We start from the raw sequence: 15,554 nt of genomic DNA, 5'->3' as shown, positions 1-15,554 counted from the left end.
CCGCCCCTATCGATAAAGCTTCGTATTTACGTATGAATTGCTACAAACAGGCATTTGTAAAATACCGTCTTTAAATTTCCTGATTGTGACGTTGAATAGTTGTCCGCTATCCGTATTGTCAAAATCTATGAAAAGTAGATAGTCTATATCTTTATAACGTATCGGTTCGGCATAAAACAGACGCGGTTTATATATAATATTGCCCGGAATTTCTAAATTTACCCTGCTGCGAGGGTTTTTTATGATTTTACTACATTCCCGCAGATCTAAAATGTAAGCGAGATTTGCGAAATCATCCGTCTGATATATATAAGAAGTAGTTTTGTAAATCATAATATACAAAAGCTTATTATCAAATTTATACAATGTAAATCCTCTCCCGATAAAGCCGTCTCTAATCGTTTTATTCATATCCATATACCAGCAATCGCCCATATTTTTCTTTAAAACGGGATTGTTGTAATTCGTCGTATCAAAAACCAGAGGTTTGATTACACTTATATTCTTCCATTCGAATAGATCGTCGTAAAAGTCATTACAGAAGTCTCTCTCTTTTGATAAATGCTCTTCATATTCTTTTTTGAGCGTTGCATTTTGTTCTATCTTAAAAAAATAAAAACTCTTGCCGTTAAACGTAGTTGCGCCCCGAATCATAGGTTCGTGAAGAGCTTTTCTTACAACTTTTTTATCTTGAATTTTCCATAAAATAGATTCCAGTTGCCATGGCATCGATGGCTGCTTTATATCATCCGCTTTTACGAACGATACGGCAAACAAGATCGCTAAAATAAAAGCACGAATTTGCATCCCTTGCTCCTTAAAATGGGATTTTGGAATCCTAAAAGCGTTTTTTGTTATCGGTTACATAAGCTTATATAACATAATTACTTAATCTGATATAAAATATATTATCATATCCGCACAAATACTAATTTATGCATATACCGCCGATCTATACGGCAGGCTTTCAGTGTTTAAAGCACTAATCAATTTTATTCACATTCATGGATATATGGATCTTTTAGGGTAAATTCACCGTAATTTCCCAACCAAAATTTTGCATACTCAAAATTGTCAATCGCAAATGTCGCATGGTGCTCGCTATACACCCTGCGCGATCTGTATTTTTTGCCTTTGTAATCATAGTGATCTGATAGCTTTTTATAAAACTCGATGCTTTCGTTATCAAAGTCGTAGCCCAGCGCGATATCTTGATTTCGCCCGTCGTAAAAATGAATATAGTCGAAATCGAAGTTATAATAAACCTTGCAATGGCCATTTTCGCCGTTTATTATGGCATCGCTGCAATATTTTTCTAGCTTTGATTTCTCTTTTTCAAACTCATGCCGTAGCTTGGTTTGCTCAGACGGGTCTAAATTTTGTGTTTTCTCAGTAAAAAATTTCTCTTCATACCCAAGCGCCTTTTGCAATAAAATAGCCGCATATTCGGCTCTTTTAGAATAAAAATATAGAAAATAAGAGGTATATAGCATAAGGATGAAACCTGCAAAAATCATAAAATTTCTAAGTAGTTTTTTCAAATCGTCGCCTTTCTATGTTCTATATCGGTGCAAATAGTTTTGCCTCTTTCAAAAAGAGCGATGACTTATTATATCCCCCCGTTAAGATTAAAACGCTGCAATTTGATATTATATTTTGATTTTAATCTGATATAAGAATGACGGGGCGTAAAATTTATAGTCGTATCATGTAAATTCTGCGAGCAAAATTTAGATAAATAAAATTCGCTTAACTGCACGCTTAGCCAAAACTCACAGAGTATGTATTTATTCCTGCAGACAAACCCTCAAGCGCGCCGATTTAGAATTTAAATTTCTTAAATTCTATCTTTTCATCGAAAACCGACATCGTGCGCCGTAGCTCATCTATATCGACATTTAGCACGGCTAAGAAATACTCCCGTAGCTGCACGTATTCATCTTTGTTTGCCATCAAAATATTCATTATATCGACGTTGGCATTTTCTTTATATAGCACGAGCTGATCGTGAATGCCGAAAAATCCGAGGCTGCCATTATGTAGATGCATAAATATCTTAGAGCCGTAAAGCAGGGTAAGTACCATAGTAAAAATACAAACTATATTTCTAATATTAACACTCACGCTTTCCTCGTCTCCGCCAAACTTAAGCGCGAGTAAAACCCAAACGGCGATAACGATCTTAAGGGCTAACGGCATTTGCTGCCTCCAACTCCATCTGCAATCGAAGCTAATCGCCATCGCACCGATCTTTTGTAGCTCAAAAAATTTCACAATTTCGCCCTTTTTATAATACGCGACGGCGGAGTTCGTCATCACGAAATATGCTTCGCCCTCGCGCCTAGCTGCCTCTATGAGCGGCAAGGGCACTAGGATAAACATTTGCAATACGCCTAGCTCTGGCGGCCCTACCACGATGACGGCAAAAAACAAAAATATTAAAAATACGCAGCACATCGCGGGGAATTGATATTTAACGTAATCGCGATAGAGATGATCCGTGATGATTAATGGGGCTCTGTCATAATCTATGATTATGGTATTATCCTTGCTCGAAAGGCTCGCGTTCTTGTAGGTATATGTTTCTGTACTATCATCTGCAAACTCCGAGCCATCTAGTTTTAAATCCGGTTTTAAATTCAGATCGCAAGCATCAGGCTTATCACTATCTGTCTGCGATCTGCGAGGCGCCTTTGCATGACTTCTGCGTAAGGCTTCTCTTAGCTCATCTAAATTATCGCTCAAATCGTCTCCTTAAATTTTACCCGAAATTTTGCCACTCTTTTTTAGCCCGCTCCGCAAACAAACGCTGCAAAAAGGCGTCCGCGGCGGATAAAATTTCGCTCGAATTTTAAAAGCTCTGTCTAGCCGAAGTTTACGGGATCCATATCGATCTCGACGGGCAGATGCTCAAGCGCGCGCGCGGCGTTAATCAGCGGCACGTGCGAGCTAGCCCGCAGCAGAATTTCAAAGCGAAATTTCGACGCGATATAGGCGATGCCCGCCTTACCGTAGCCGATGATCTCAAAGCTCTCGCTCGCTTTCTCTTTCAAATACTGCACGGAATTTTCGGCAGCATTTTCGGTCGCTAAATTTATAAAATTTTGCACGCTACTCTTTCTTTCAGGCTTTAAATTTACGCTACCTGCGCCTGCGTCGCAAGCTAAAATTTGCGCGGTATTTTTTAAATTTGAAGCGTTTTTTTGATAGTTTAAATTTGCGTTGCTCTCGCGCGGATCCGAGCTTTGAAATTTAAAAATTGACATCTGCTTACTGCCCTGCTGCGCGGCATTTTCTAAATTTAAAGCGCTTAAATTTGCTTGCCTCGCGTCCAGCCCGTCATGCGATGCAAACGCGCTATCTCCCGCCTGTTTGCGGCGTAAAAGCTCAAGCGCTACGTTCATTATCTTGCTCGCCACTTTTTCGTTTTTATGCGAGATCAGCACGCGCAAAAGCCGCATATACGGCGGATAGAGCCCCTCGCGAAACTCCGCTTCGTCGCGCAAAAAATCGTCGTAGTTTTCGATATAATCCCTAAAAAAGCCGCTCTGGCGCGTCTGTATGACGACCCTACCCTGCCCCGAGCGGCCCGCGCGGCCCGCCACCTGCATCGCAAGCGCCAGCGTCTTTTCACGCGCCCTAAAATCGGGATAGCTCAGATGCTCGTCAATCCCCATTATCACCGCAAGATCGACTCCATGGTAATCGTGCCCCTTGCTAAGCATCTGCGTGCCTACCAGAATGTCGATTTTATGGGCGTTAAAGTTATTTAGCAGCGCCTCGAGCTTGCGCTGCGTGGTGATCTCGTCGCGATCAAATTTTGCGATGCGGGCGCTTGGGAAACGCGCCGCAAGCTGTGCCGCGAGCTCGCCCGTACCGATCTTGCGCGCCTGCATCACCTCGCCGCCGCAGCTTTCACAAGACACCTTGTAAAACGTGCTAAAGCCGCAGTAATGGCACTTCAGCGCCGCAGCGTCCGCGTGGTAGCTCATCCCGACGGCGCAAAACGGGCAGCGCACGATCTGCCCGCAGTTTTCGCAGACCATATATTTGTAGTTCGCGCGCGTCGGCAAAAACACGACCGCCTGCTTGCCGGCTTCGAGGCTGCGCCCGATCTCGGTTAAAATTTTGGGGCTCAGAGTCGTCTCGCTCTCGTCGAAAATGAAGCGCTTGGCGCTGCTAAAGTAGGTGCCGCGCAGACGGAAGTGCGGCTGCTTCGCGTAGGTGCTAAGCGCGGGCGTCGCGGAGCCCAAAACCACGCGGATGCCAAGCTTCTTGCCGACGAAAATCGCGGCGTCGCGGGCATTTAGGCGTGGCGCGGCGGCGGATTTGTAACTGTCGTCGTGCTCCTCATCCACGACGATGAGGCCTAGATTGCTAAAAGGCAAAAACAGCGCGGAGCGAGCGCCCGCGATGAGCCGAATCTCGCCTGCGTTAAATTTCGCTAAAATTTCGCGCTTTTTCTTGGGCAAAATTTTGGAGTGCCATACGCCGAGCCGCTCGCCGAAATAGCTCTGTAGCCGCTTCATCATCTGCGGCGTGAGCGAAATCTCGGGCATCAAAAACAGCGCCTGCTTGCCCGCAGCGAGCGCCTGCGCGATCAGCGCGATATAAATTTCGCTCTTGCCGCTGCCCGTATCGCCGAAAATCAGCGACGTCTCGTTGGCTTCGGCAAATTTACGCGCTTGCTCCTGCGCGGGGGTAAGGTTTGGAATTTTACCTATTTTAAGCGGGGATAGCGACTGCGAAATGGGGCTTTGCACTGCGACATCGGAATTTTGCGCGATGGCGGAATTTTGCGCTGAAGTAGAATCTTGAATCGAAATGGAATTCTCTCCCTTGGCAAAATCCCGCTCTTGGATAGAATTTTGCGCGATGGCGGAATTTTGTTTGTGTGTCGGCTCGAGGGCGGCAACAAAATTTATTGTCGTAGCGGGATTTTGAGCCAATGTAGAATTTTGGATTGAAACAGAATTTTGCTCATTGACAAAGCCCTGCTCTTGGATAGAATTCTGCGCGGAGGTAAAATTTAACGCTAAATTTTGCGAGATAATATTTTGCGCCTGCTTTAAATTTTGTTTTTGCATGGAATTTGGCGCGATGACGGAATTTATGACGGTAACAGAATTTTCTGTGGTAATAGAATTCCTCGTCAATGTAGAATTTTGAATTGAGGCGGAATTGTGTGTGGCACTAAAATCATCGTCGAGCACAGAATTTTGTGCGGTGATGGAATCCTGCTCGAAAATAAAATTTTGTTCGCGGGTAGAAGTTTGCTTGCAAGCGCAATTCCGCTCGGTAGTGGGATCCTCCTGCAAATTCTGCAAGTCCTGCGTCGTCTCGCTCGCAGGCTCGAAAATTCCGAATGCAACGCCCTTTTCGCAAACATAGTAATGCGCGATAAAATTTGCAAGCGTACTTTGAAACAAGCTAAATTTAAGCTGCGAAATTTCAGAAATTTCCTTGGTTTTGAAACTCGGCTTTGCAACCTCACGCAGGATCACGGCGGATTTGACGCTCGATTTTACGGGGACTGATACGATTTGATAGGCTAGGATTTTAAAATTTGAACTATAAGTAAGCGGCTTTAGGCTGGCGCCCAAAACCGCAACTTCATAATAGAGCATTTAGCTATTGAGCTAAGGATTGACAAAGAGGCTGTTGATGATTGCAGTCGAACGAACCTACATTAACCGTTGAGCCTGCAGGTCTAGAAGCCGCAGTCGGATAGTAGTTAAAAGTAGTTGATTGACCGGCAACGGTAGCTGTATATGTGGACGTAGCATTAGCATTACCATTTGCAACTAAGCTCCAGCCGTTTCTGCCACCAGCTTTCATTGGATAGATGGGCTGCTGCAAAACACCTTCAAAAAGCGTACCGGCTACATCTGGATTAGCTTCTAGACCAGGCCACGTAGTCACGCCCCTCATCATATTCTCGCTTCTAACTAGCGAAAGTCCGCTTCTAATAGCAGCGATATCCCCGCGCATCTTAGCGATCGTAGCATCATCGCGCGTAGCGGCTAATCTAGGCACCGCGATGCCCGCCAAAATACCTAAAACAACGATGACGAAAACAAGCTCTATCATCGTAAAAGCTTTTAAATTTTTCATGTTAAATCCTTTGATTTAAAGTGAGATGATTATAGCTAAATTTAAATAAAATTAATTTTAGTTAAAGAAAAAATCCTGCATTTTAAATGGAATTTTGTGAAATTTCATTAAATTCTGCGATTTTTTGTCCGAATTTTACGGACGTATCAGTCGGGGTTTCAAATTTCAAAAACTCGCTTTGCGCTACGAGCACGATCGTTGAGCCCAGCTCAAAATTTCCCAAATGATCGCCCTTTTTAAAGTTTAAATTTTTATATTCGTAAAGCGCCTCAGCTCTACTTGCGCATGCATTCGTCTGTATTCGCGCATCGAAATCAAATCTCATCTTGCCGACGTTTAAAGCACCCACGAAAACCATCCACAAAATCCCGCCGTTACGCATCTTGCACTTTAAAATCACGCGCTCGTTTTTAGCGTAGAGGTTTGGAATTTTAAGTAAAAATTCCTTCGCCACGCTGTAAAGATCAGCAGGTATGTAAAGCCCCTCCGTCACGCTCAGATCGCACGGCGCGTGATAATGATGATAATCGCGCGGACTTAGATAGATGTTTGCGTAGCTTAAATTTACGCCGCTTGTATTTTCGCCGTCTTGGGCGTCCTCTGCGCTCGTTTCGCGGCTCGCACCGCTTTTATTGCTATAAATTTCAGCTCGCACACCGCTTGCAGCATAAGTTGCGCCGCTTTCGCCGTCCATGATTTTTGCTTGCGCGGCATCTGCGGCGTCATTTAAATTTTTAATGTCGTGGCGGGTATCCGCTCCGCCGCTTTCGCTCGCCGTAAACGTCCGCCCCAGCAGCTCGCTAAGGCTATATTCGCAGCCCTTTACGCTAAAAGCTTGCAGATCGTCGCAGCATCCACTCTCAAAGATCACGCCGTCGCTAGGGCTTATGAAAGCCGTCTCGTCTGCCGCTATCTCGCGCGGACGCAGCAAGCGGCGGGTAAAAAGCGCGTTTAGGCTCGCGTAGCTTTGCGGCGGATCAAATTCGCTCATATCGATTTTAAAAAATTCCACATATTTGCGGTTGATAAAATTTTGTATAAATTTAGGAAATTGCACCGCGGCGATAATCCCAAAAATCCTCGAAATAAAACTTCTCATCTATGCCTTTCTAAGCTTAAGTAGCGCGATCTCGGCATCGGCAAAGACCCTTATCGGCGGGCCCCAAAACCCTACGCCGCTGCTTACGTAAATTTGCTTCAGCCCGTCGTTATACAGCCCGTAAAGATACTTCTGGCTAAGCAGCACCAAAAGCGTCCACGGGAAAATTTGCCCCGCGTGCGTGTGCCCGCAGATACACAGATCGACCTCGTCGCGCACGAAGTCCACGACGTATTTGGGCTGATGCGCGAGTAAAATTTTTGGTTTATCGGGGTCTGCCTGCGCTAGCGCGGCGCTTAAATCTGGCTGCATGTATCCGAAGCGAAAGCCGCTAAGATCGTGCACGCCCATTAAATTTAGCCCCTCAAATTCCACGCTTTCGTTTTGCAGCACCCGCACGCCCGCTTTTTGCATTGCCGTGATAAGCCCGCTTGCGTCGCCGCGGTAATACTCGTGGTTGCCCGTGACGAAAAAGATAGGCTTTTTGATCGCCTCAAGAGGCTGCAAAATATCCCCGAGCTCATCCGAGCGCAGATCAAACATATCGCCCACGATCAGCAGCGCGTCGAAGCTTAGCGAGTTTATCTGCGCTACGACGCCTTGCAAAAATTCCTTTTTCAAAAACTCGCCCAGATGCACGTCCGAGATGACGGCGAAGCTTAGCTCGCGGGCTAAGCTTTTGATTTTTATTTCGCGCTGCGTGATCTTAGGCTGCTTAAGCGCATTGAAAAAGCCCTTAAATAGGTAGCTAAACGCCATTATCACAAAGGTTACGTCGATGAAGGTTTTTAAAAATTTTCGCCTGTTTTCGCTAAATTTAATCACATGCGCAGCGGCACTTAGCACATCGTAAGCAAGGCAGATAAAAAAGAGCGAAAAGGACGCTGCCATGCAAAATACGCATAGCTTATAAAGCAGCTCGTTTTTAAAGCTTCCATTAAGCCCAAAACCCGCAAAAAATATTGCATCTAAAATTGCTAAAGATACGCAAAGTAAGCTCAAGACAGGGCGAAAGATCACAAAATTTTTATATGGTGTAAAGCGCGCGCTGATCGATCTGTAGACGTAAAGATTAAAAAACAGAAATAAAACCGTGCCGACGATCGGGAAAATATAGGCGCTTTTCAAACTCTAGCCTTGGATATACTCGTCCAGCTTATCTTTATCAAAGCCCGTGATTTCTTGCTTATCGTCTAAAATTAGCGCACCGCTCTTTTTAAATTTAGTGATGGTGCGCGAGAAGGTCTCGGGGGTGACATTTAGAATTTTGGCTATTCTGGTGTATTTCGTGCTCATAAAAATATCGAAATTCTCGCTGATAAACTTAGCGATCTTGCCGTCGCAGTTAAACACGACTTGATTATCAAAGACTGCATTTAGCGCTCGGATCTTCTCGGACATCGATTTTAAAAGCTCCAGGCAAATTTTAGGATCGCTCATAAACTCGTTTTTAAATTTTTCATAATCGATCTTTAGTACCTCGCCGTTTGTCGAAAACACGCCGCTTGCAGGATAGCTCGTCTCTTCGAAATTTACCATCTCGGCTACGAGCGAGATGGGGCGGATCTCGCGCATATGGATCTCACGCCCCTTTGCGGAGGTTTTATAGATTTTTAAAATTCCTTTTAGCAGGATTAATAGGTACTGCGAGCGCTCGCCCTCGAAAAATAAAATTTCGCCCTTTTTGTAGCTTTTATGGATGCTAATCTGCTCTAAACGATCGATTTGCGCTGCGCTTAGAGCTTTAAAATAAGGAATTCTCTCAAGCATCGCCGCGACCTATTTTTTAAGCAGGTCTCTTATCTCGGTAAGAAGTTTAATCTCTTCGCTAGGCTCGGCGGGTGCGGCAGGCTCTGGCGCAGGCTCGGCTGGCTTTTTAAGCTTATTGATCGCCTTGATCGCGCAGAATATACAAAACGCGATGATGATAAAATCGACCGTTACCTGGATAAACGAGCCGTAGTTTATCGTAACGGCCGGGGTCTGCCCCACCGCTTCTTTTAGCACGATCTTAAGATCGGTAAAATTCATACCTCCCGTAAGAAGTCCTAAAACCGGCATCATAATGTCGCTTACGAGCGAGGTTACGATCTTGCCGAAAGCCCCGCCGATGACGACACCCACCGCCATATCGATGACGTTTCCTTTCATCGCGAATTCTTTGAATTCCTGAATGAAACTCATATTGTCTCCTTAAATAAAATGCGCCGATATTAGCCTATTTTTGCTTTGTTTTTGCTTTTTATTAGGAAGTAAAAAGTATAATCCCAGCTTAAATTTAAACCCAAAGGACCTAAATTGTATCGCTTCGCTCCGTCGCCCACCGGCGATATGCATATCGGAAATTTACGCGCGGCTATCTTTAACTACATCTGCTCGCTGCAAGATGGAAGCGGCTTTATTTTGCGCATCGAGGATACCGACACTGCGCGCAATATCGAAGGCAAAGATCAAGAGATAATCGAAATTTTAAAGCGCTTCGGCATCTCATGGCAGAGCCTGTATTATCAAAGCAAAAATTTAAAATTTCATCAGCAGTTCGCTGCTAAGCTACTCTCCGAGAAAAAGGCGTTTTGCTGTTTTTGCAGCGAGGAGGAGCTGGAAGCGAAAAAGCAAGCCGCCAAGGACGCCGGCGAGGCGTATCGTTACGACGGACGCTGCGAGCATTTAAGCGACGAAGAGGTACTAAACTGCGACAAGCCTTTTACCATCCGCCTTAAAAAGCCTGATCACGCGCTGGAATTTACCGACGCGATCAAGGGCCGTATCGTATTTGAGCCGCAGAATATCGACAGCTTCGTCATTATGCGTGCGGATAAGACGCCAACTTATAACTTCGCCTGCGCCTGCGACGATATGATGCAGGGCGTGAGCTTCGTAATCCGCGGCGAGGATCATGTCTCAAACACCCCGAAGCAAAACTGGATCCGCCAAAGCCTCGGCTACGAGGGCGAGATCAAATACGCGCACCTGCCGATCATATTAAACTCCGAAGGCAAAAAGATGAGCAAGCGCGAGGATAGCTCCTCGGTAAAATGGCTGCTTCAAAGCGGCTACCTACCCGAGGCGATCGCGAACTATCTGATCCTGCTGGGCAACAAAACGCCGCGCGAGGTCTTTAGTATGGATGAGGCGGTGGAGTTTTTCGACATCGCTAAAATTTCAAAAAGCCCGGCTAAATTTGACGAGGATAAACTCGCCTTCATAAACCGCGAACATATCAAAAGAGCGAGCGAGCAGCGACTGGCGGAGCTTTTTGAGCTTGAGCCGAAATTTGCGCCTTTGATAAAATTTTACACTCAAGAAGCTAGCCTTATTCCGCAGATCAAAGAGAAGATCGCAGCGATCTACGGCGCGAAAGATATCCCGCAGGAGTGGGCGGCGCAGGCGCAGGCGCTGCGAGAGGCGATCTTAAATTTATTAAGCTCAAACGGCACTCCAATGGAATTTAATGATTTCAAAGCGGCGCTTTCGCAGGCTACAAATTTAAAGGGCAAGAGCTTGTTTATGCCGCTTAGATTTTTACTGACCGGCGCGCCGCACGGACCGGAGCTTAGCGAGCTGTATCCGCTGATCCGCGCCGATTTGAAGGAGATCGTATGCTAGCAAACAGCCTGATCTACGGCGCGCTCATCACCCTGCACTACGCGCTGCAAGCCTATATGATCGTGATCTTTATCACCTGCGTTTTGAGCTTTATCCGCCCAAATCCGTTCGGTAAATTTTATAAAATCTTCCGCGTCATCTCTGCGCTTACGGAGCCCGCGTTTGCGCTGGTGCGCCGCTATCTGCCTACGACTTTCGGCGGCTTTGATCTTTCGCCGCTTCTTATCCTACTCGTGCTTAACTTCTTTGACAGCGCGATAATCTATATCATCAATAGGACGGTCATTTGAAAATATTTTTGAAATTTAGCCTTATCGCAGCCCTACTGTGCGCCGTATCGAGCGCTAAAATTTTAAGCTACGAACAGATCAAAAACGAACCCAAATCCCTAGCTAAGGATTATTACATCTATCGCCTAATAGATGAGACGAAATACAACAAAGCGGAGATTAAAATTTTAAAACAAAGTATCTTCCGCTACAAAGGCAAGCTAAAAGATAAGCTCGATAGAATTTTCGGCGCCATTCGCCCTCCTAAGCGTCCGGATCGCTGCGCAGGAGTAACGGCGGCAAATATTTTAGATGCAAATTTAACCTGCAAAAAGGCGCGCTCCTATCCAAATTTTATCGCCAAGCTAAGCCCGTCCGTGCGCGAGACGCTCGCTTTGCAACTAGAGAGTCACCAAGACGCGGCTTCGCGAAACGCCGTAAATTTACTGCGCGGATTTAACGACGAAAATCCGAGCGAATATTTTATGCAGAGCCGCAACGCGCAAAACTACTTTTTATATTACGACTACTTAAAAGGTGCGGGCAAAGACGCTCTGATTGACATCGACGCCGACGCAGCCTTCGTAAGCGAACTAGCTTCGCAAAAAGGCTTCAAAGCGGTTCTTAACGATGCGCTAATCAACCGCAAATACCCGCGCCTGCGCCGCTCGCTTACGGGCGTCGATCCACTAGCCGTGGAGAAGGACGTAGCATTTATGCTGGGCGTAAATGCCGTCATGCAGGGCGATGAAGGGGCTGCGCTTGCATTTTTTAGCCGCGCGGCTGCGAGCTTTGAGAAGCCTCACGACGTGCACAATGCAAAATTTTGGATCTACCTGCTAAATGGAGATCAAAATGTCTTGCGCCAGCTTGCTAGCAGCGATTATTACAGCCTCTACACGCTTTATGCTAAGGAGGTCTTGGGGGATAGGAATTTAAACATCATCATCCCAAATCCCGCTAAAAATTCCATCGAGGGCTACGATATCACCGATCCTTTCGCTTGGGTTCGCACGAAAAATAGCGCCGATAGAATGTCGCGCGAGCAGCTTTTGGAATTTGCCAAAAAATTCGACACCAAGCAAAGCATCGGCGAGTACTCATACATCATGAATAAAGCAAGCGGCGGCAAGGATAACTTCTATCCGACGCCGTTTATGGAATACATCGGCGATGGCGACAACCGCCGCAAGGCGCTAATTTTGGCACTCGCCCGCCAAGAAAGCCGCTTCGTACCCGCATCGGTATCTACGTCGTATGCGCTTGGGATGATGCAATTTATGCCGTTTTTGGCTAACGAAATCGGCAAAAAGCAACTCAAAATCGACGGCTTCGATCAAGACGATATGTTCCGCCCGGAGGTCGCTTACCGCTTCGCCAACATCCACATCGACTGGCTGGAGCGCAAAATTTACAGCCCGGTTTTCATCGCATACGCCTACAACGGCGGGCTCGGGCTCGTCAAAAAGATGCTTCAGCGCGGCGATATGTTTAATAAGGGCAAATTTGAGCCGTGGCTTAGCATGGAGCTCGTGCCGTATGCCGAGAGCAGGGACTACGGCAAAAAGGTGCTTGCAAACTTCATCATCTACTCGCAGATCCTCGATCCGCGCGCGAAAATCTCGGTGCAGCAGGAGCTGCAAGACCTGCTGATACCTAGTAGAAGCGACAGCTTCCGCTAAAGCCGGCGGCTGGCTTGAAGGATGATTTTAAGAGGCGGCGAAATGAAAACAAAGCGAAATATTATAGTTAAAATTTTAGCCGCTTCGGCTTTTATCTGCGGAATTTGCGCGGCGACTCAAAATTTTTCGGCCGCCAAAGAGACTGCAAAATCGCTGAAAGAGGATGAAATTTTAATCCTTAAAAGCGATCTTGCCGCCGCGAAAAAACATGGCGGCGCACTACAAGAGGTAAATTTAGAGGAGAGGGAGCTTACAAAAAACGCGCTTAAGCTTCCGTTTGAAATTTACGAGCTACGCCTTTCTGAGGATCAAAATACGCTCTTTGGCTTGGGCGACGATAAAGGCGGCATCGTCTTGATTGACGTTACCGAGCCGCGCGCTCTAAGACTTGCGGGCATATTTTCTTTTCCGCAGCATGAGTTTGATCCCGCTTACATAGATATCGCACAGAGCAAAGACGGCAAAAGTCTATTCGTAGCCGATCCAAATTTCGGAATTTATAAGCTGGATCTTAGCGACCGAAGAGATATTAAAATTTTAGCTCGGCTTGAAGCGCGATTTGTAAATAAAATAGAGCTTTCCAGCGACGGACACACTCTCTTTGCGAAGGATTTTTTCAGTACCCTTACCGCCTATGACGTAAAAGATGATAAATTTACAGCTTGCTTATTTTATCGCCCCTTCCAAAGCCGATAAGCGGGAGTATGATTACGCCTGCGCGCCACATAGATTATCCGAAATAAAGGAGCTCGGCGATCTGAAACTGCTCTCTGAGAATGAGCTTTTGCTGGCAAGCTGGGTGGGATTTTATGTTTTAGACATATCGGATATGGATAGGTACCGCGCAAATGCCGCGCAAAACTCTAATATCTTAAAGCAGGTCCGCTATATCGCTCATCCGCATTTAGAAATAGATAAAATGACGCTATCCAAAGACGGCAAGCGGGTATTTTCATCAAATTGGAGCGAATTTGGGCTATATGATTTGGGCGAAAATAATACGGTTCAATCAAGCGCGTATTACAGTGGCGCGCACTTAAATAATTTTAAAGTTATAGAGGATCTAAATTTAGCCTACTTGGGCAAAAAAATATCCGAAAAAGGGGAATTTCCAAGCGTAGATCTGATCGATTTTAGCAATAAACTAGACCCCGCCCCGATAAAAAGATATCTCTTTCCGCAGAGCCTAAAGGGCGTAAGCGTCGAGTCTCGCGGCGAATATCTATTCTTTTCCTATTTTACGAAAAACGGAGCGTTTATAGGCGGACTTGATCGCGCTTCGTTAAGCTCCGCCGAAAAATCCGCGCAATCTGCGCAGATGCAAAATAAAATTTTAACCGAAAAAAGCCTTGAAGAAAAAGGCACGATCTGGGAACTTCCTTACTCTAAAAACGGCTTTAGAACCGTAGATAACATAATAAAATCTCCGCAAGGGTATCTGCTTCTTGCAAGCGCGGACGACGAATACCGAGTCTCGCTAGTTGCGTTAAGCGAGCAGGGGGCGGAGCTTTGGCGCAAAAAATTAAATATGGTATCCGCAGCCAATATGCCGGTAGCCGCGATGGACTCATACGCGCTTTTGGATAATCAAATTTTAGACGCCAGAACGAAAAAGATAATCTACGAATTTCCTATTAAATTTAAAGAAGTAGCTAGCTTCGGAGATAAATTTGTCGCGATAGACGAAAACTATGATCTGTGCTTTTACGAGAGAGAAAAACTGCTATGGAAGAAAAAGCTAAATATCGCAAAGAGCAAAAGGCCGTTTGACGGCACCATGACAAAGATAGCAAAAATATCCGAAAGCGAAATCCTGCTTATCATCGAAAAAGACGGATTTTTAAAATTTAACGCCAGAGGCGAGGAGCTTTGGCATAAGAGCGTAAATTTTAAGGAGAGCGGCGCCTCGGACGAGCTTGTAATGGATCGTGGGGCGCAACTGCTAAAAGCAAAGGACGGATCGATATTTCTACTGGCGAAATTCGGTGCAAATATCGCAAAATTTGATGCCTTAGGCAATGAAATTTGGAGAAAGCAGATTTGCGGAAGAGATCGCGGCGTATGCGATCTGCCCGACACGCTAAACGCGGCCTATAAATTAGCAAACTACAAAGACGGGCTACTTTTGATCGGCGCAAACGACGCCTCGGAGGATCAGACGATATTTTTAGAGCTTGATTTGGACGGCAATATATTGAGTGAAAACAAAGCGAAACTGCAAGACTTTTGGCTCAAAAGCGTCGTCAGCACGGATGACGGAGGCGTTTTAATAGGCGGAAACGCCGATAAAGACGATACCGTCATAATAAAAATTCGATCAAACCTGCCGCTGGATCAACAAAAAATCAAAAATTTAAACAGATAAACTATCCGCAGCTTATCCGCCGCAAAGGCTGCGGCGGGTTTAAATTTAGCCTCTTTGAAGCCTGTTTTCGGCACTTTAAAGCTTGGGTATGCAAACCGCCCGTTTTAAAATTTCGGCAAGTTTTAAATTTTAAATTTGCGCTTGCCGACTGCGCCGTTTTAGCTAAATTTAACGGCGCGACGCAGAGCTCGCGAGCGCAAGATGATTTAATTTTACAATCTTAACTCCGCACTCCGCGCGCGCTTCGGCGGAATAAAGCGATTAAATTTGCTATTTAAAAAGCCCTTTGATCTTGTCGAAAAGCGACTTTTCGCCGCCTGCGGAGGTTGCGTCTTTATGATCTTCTGCGGCGGAATTCCCGCCGCCGCCTTCTATCGTATCGCCGCTGCACTGGACGGAATTCTCGCCGCCTGCCTTAA

General features: G+C 45.7%; 13 protein-coding genes and 1 pseudogene. 5 read left to right on the top strand and 9 right to left on the bottom strand.

Annotated elements, in window-relative coordinates; translation table 11 throughout:
• Positions 1-6: 6 nt before the first annotated feature.
• The 9 genes and pseudogenes from Q0238_RS08615 to mscL all read right to left on the bottom strand — a co-directional run bounded on the left by Q0238_RS08615 (position 7) and on the right by mscL (position 9,397).
• On the bottom strand, positions 7-807 hold the full coding sequence (locus Q0238_RS08615; protein WP_297945121.1) for a hypothetical protein: 801 nt from the start codon (positions 805-807) through the stop codon (positions 7-9).
• A 185-nt stretch (positions 808-992) separates the two neighbouring features.
• On the bottom strand, positions 993-1,541 hold the full coding sequence (locus Q0238_RS08610) for a hypothetical protein (RefSeq protein ID WP_297945119.1): 549 nt from the start codon (positions 1,539-1,541) through the stop codon (positions 993-995).
• 280 nt (positions 1,542-1,821) lie between these two features.
• Entirely contained in the window at positions 1,822-2,745 is a 924-nt protein-coding gene (locus Q0238_RS08605) for a hypothetical protein (protein WP_297945116.1), read from the bottom strand.
• A gap of 644 nt (positions 2,746-3,389) precedes the next feature.
• Positions 3,390-4,718 (bottom strand): annotated as a pseudogene (gene priA / locus Q0238_RS12300) (primosomal protein N'); the annotation flags it as partial.
• A 913-nt stretch (positions 4,719-5,631) separates the two neighbouring features.
• Positions 5,632-6,114: a prepilin-type N-terminal cleavage/methylation domain-containing protein gene (locus Q0238_RS08595; protein ID WP_297945110.1), complete on the bottom strand. Its 483-nt coding sequence runs from the start codon at positions 6,112-6,114 to the stop codon at positions 5,632-5,634.
• An 82-nt stretch (positions 6,115-6,196) separates the two neighbouring features.
• A complete protein-coding gene (gene asd / locus Q0238_RS08590; protein WP_297945107.1) occupies positions 6,197-7,213 on the bottom strand; it encodes an archaetidylserine decarboxylase in 1,017 nt (338 codons plus the stop codon).
• Positions 7,214-8,341 carry a metallophosphoesterase gene (locus Q0238_RS08585; RefSeq protein ID WP_297945104.1) on the bottom strand — a complete coding sequence of 376 codons (1,128 nt, stop codon included), beginning with the start codon at positions 8,339-8,341 and terminating at the stop codon, positions 7,214-7,216.
• 3 nt (positions 8,342-8,344) lie between these two features.
• Complete coding sequence (locus Q0238_RS08580) at positions 8,345-8,983, bottom strand: Crp/Fnr family transcriptional regulator (RefSeq protein ID WP_297945101.1); 639 nt, start codon at positions 8,981-8,983, stop codon at positions 8,345-8,347.
• Between the two features lie 9 nt (positions 8,984-8,992).
• On the bottom strand, positions 8,993-9,397 hold the full coding sequence (mscL, locus tag Q0238_RS08575; RefSeq protein ID WP_297897758.1) for a large-conductance mechanosensitive channel protein MscL: 405 nt from the start codon (positions 9,395-9,397) through the stop codon (positions 8,993-8,995).
• Between the two features lie 114 nt (positions 9,398-9,511).
• Between mscL and gltX the strand changes: the two genes are divergently transcribed.
• From gltX to Q0238_RS08550, 5 genes are read left to right on the top strand one after another with little or no spacing between them, the layout of a single operon-like run.
• Positions 9,512-10,819, top strand: a complete 1,308-nt coding sequence (gltX, locus tag Q0238_RS08570) for a glutamate--tRNA ligase (protein ID WP_297945098.1) — start codon at positions 9,512-9,514, stop codon at positions 10,817-10,819.
• Positions 10,813-11,109, top strand: a complete 297-nt coding sequence (locus tag Q0238_RS08565; protein WP_297945095.1) for a YggT family protein — start codon at positions 10,813-10,815, stop codon at positions 11,107-11,109. Before gltX ends, Q0238_RS08565 begins: the two co-directional genes overlap by 7 nt.
• Entirely contained in the window at positions 11,106-12,770 is a 1,665-nt protein-coding gene (locus Q0238_RS08560; RefSeq protein ID WP_297945092.1) for a lytic transglycosylase domain-containing protein, read from the top strand. The genes Q0238_RS08565 and Q0238_RS08560 overlap by 4 nt, the downstream gene beginning before the upstream one ends.
• A gap of 42 nt (positions 12,771-12,812) precedes the next feature.
• On the top strand, positions 12,813-13,466 hold the full coding sequence (locus Q0238_RS08555) for a hypothetical protein (protein WP_297945090.1): 654 nt from the start codon (positions 12,813-12,815) through the stop codon (positions 13,464-13,466).
• Positions 13,417-15,135, top strand: coding sequence for a hypothetical protein (locus Q0238_RS08550; protein WP_297945087.1), 1,719 nt, complete (start codon positions 13,417-13,419; stop codon positions 15,133-15,135). Before Q0238_RS08555 ends, Q0238_RS08550 begins: the two co-directional genes overlap by 50 nt.
• Positions 15,136-15,554 lie beyond the last annotated feature (419 nt).

The organism is uncultured Campylobacter sp., assembly GCF_938045775.1.
Taxonomy (GTDB): domain Bacteria; phylum Campylobacterota; class Campylobacteria; order Campylobacterales; family Campylobacteraceae; genus Campylobacter_B.
The sequence above is the reverse complement of the archived record's forward strand: the minus strand, read 5'-3'. Positions and strand labels throughout refer to the sequence as shown.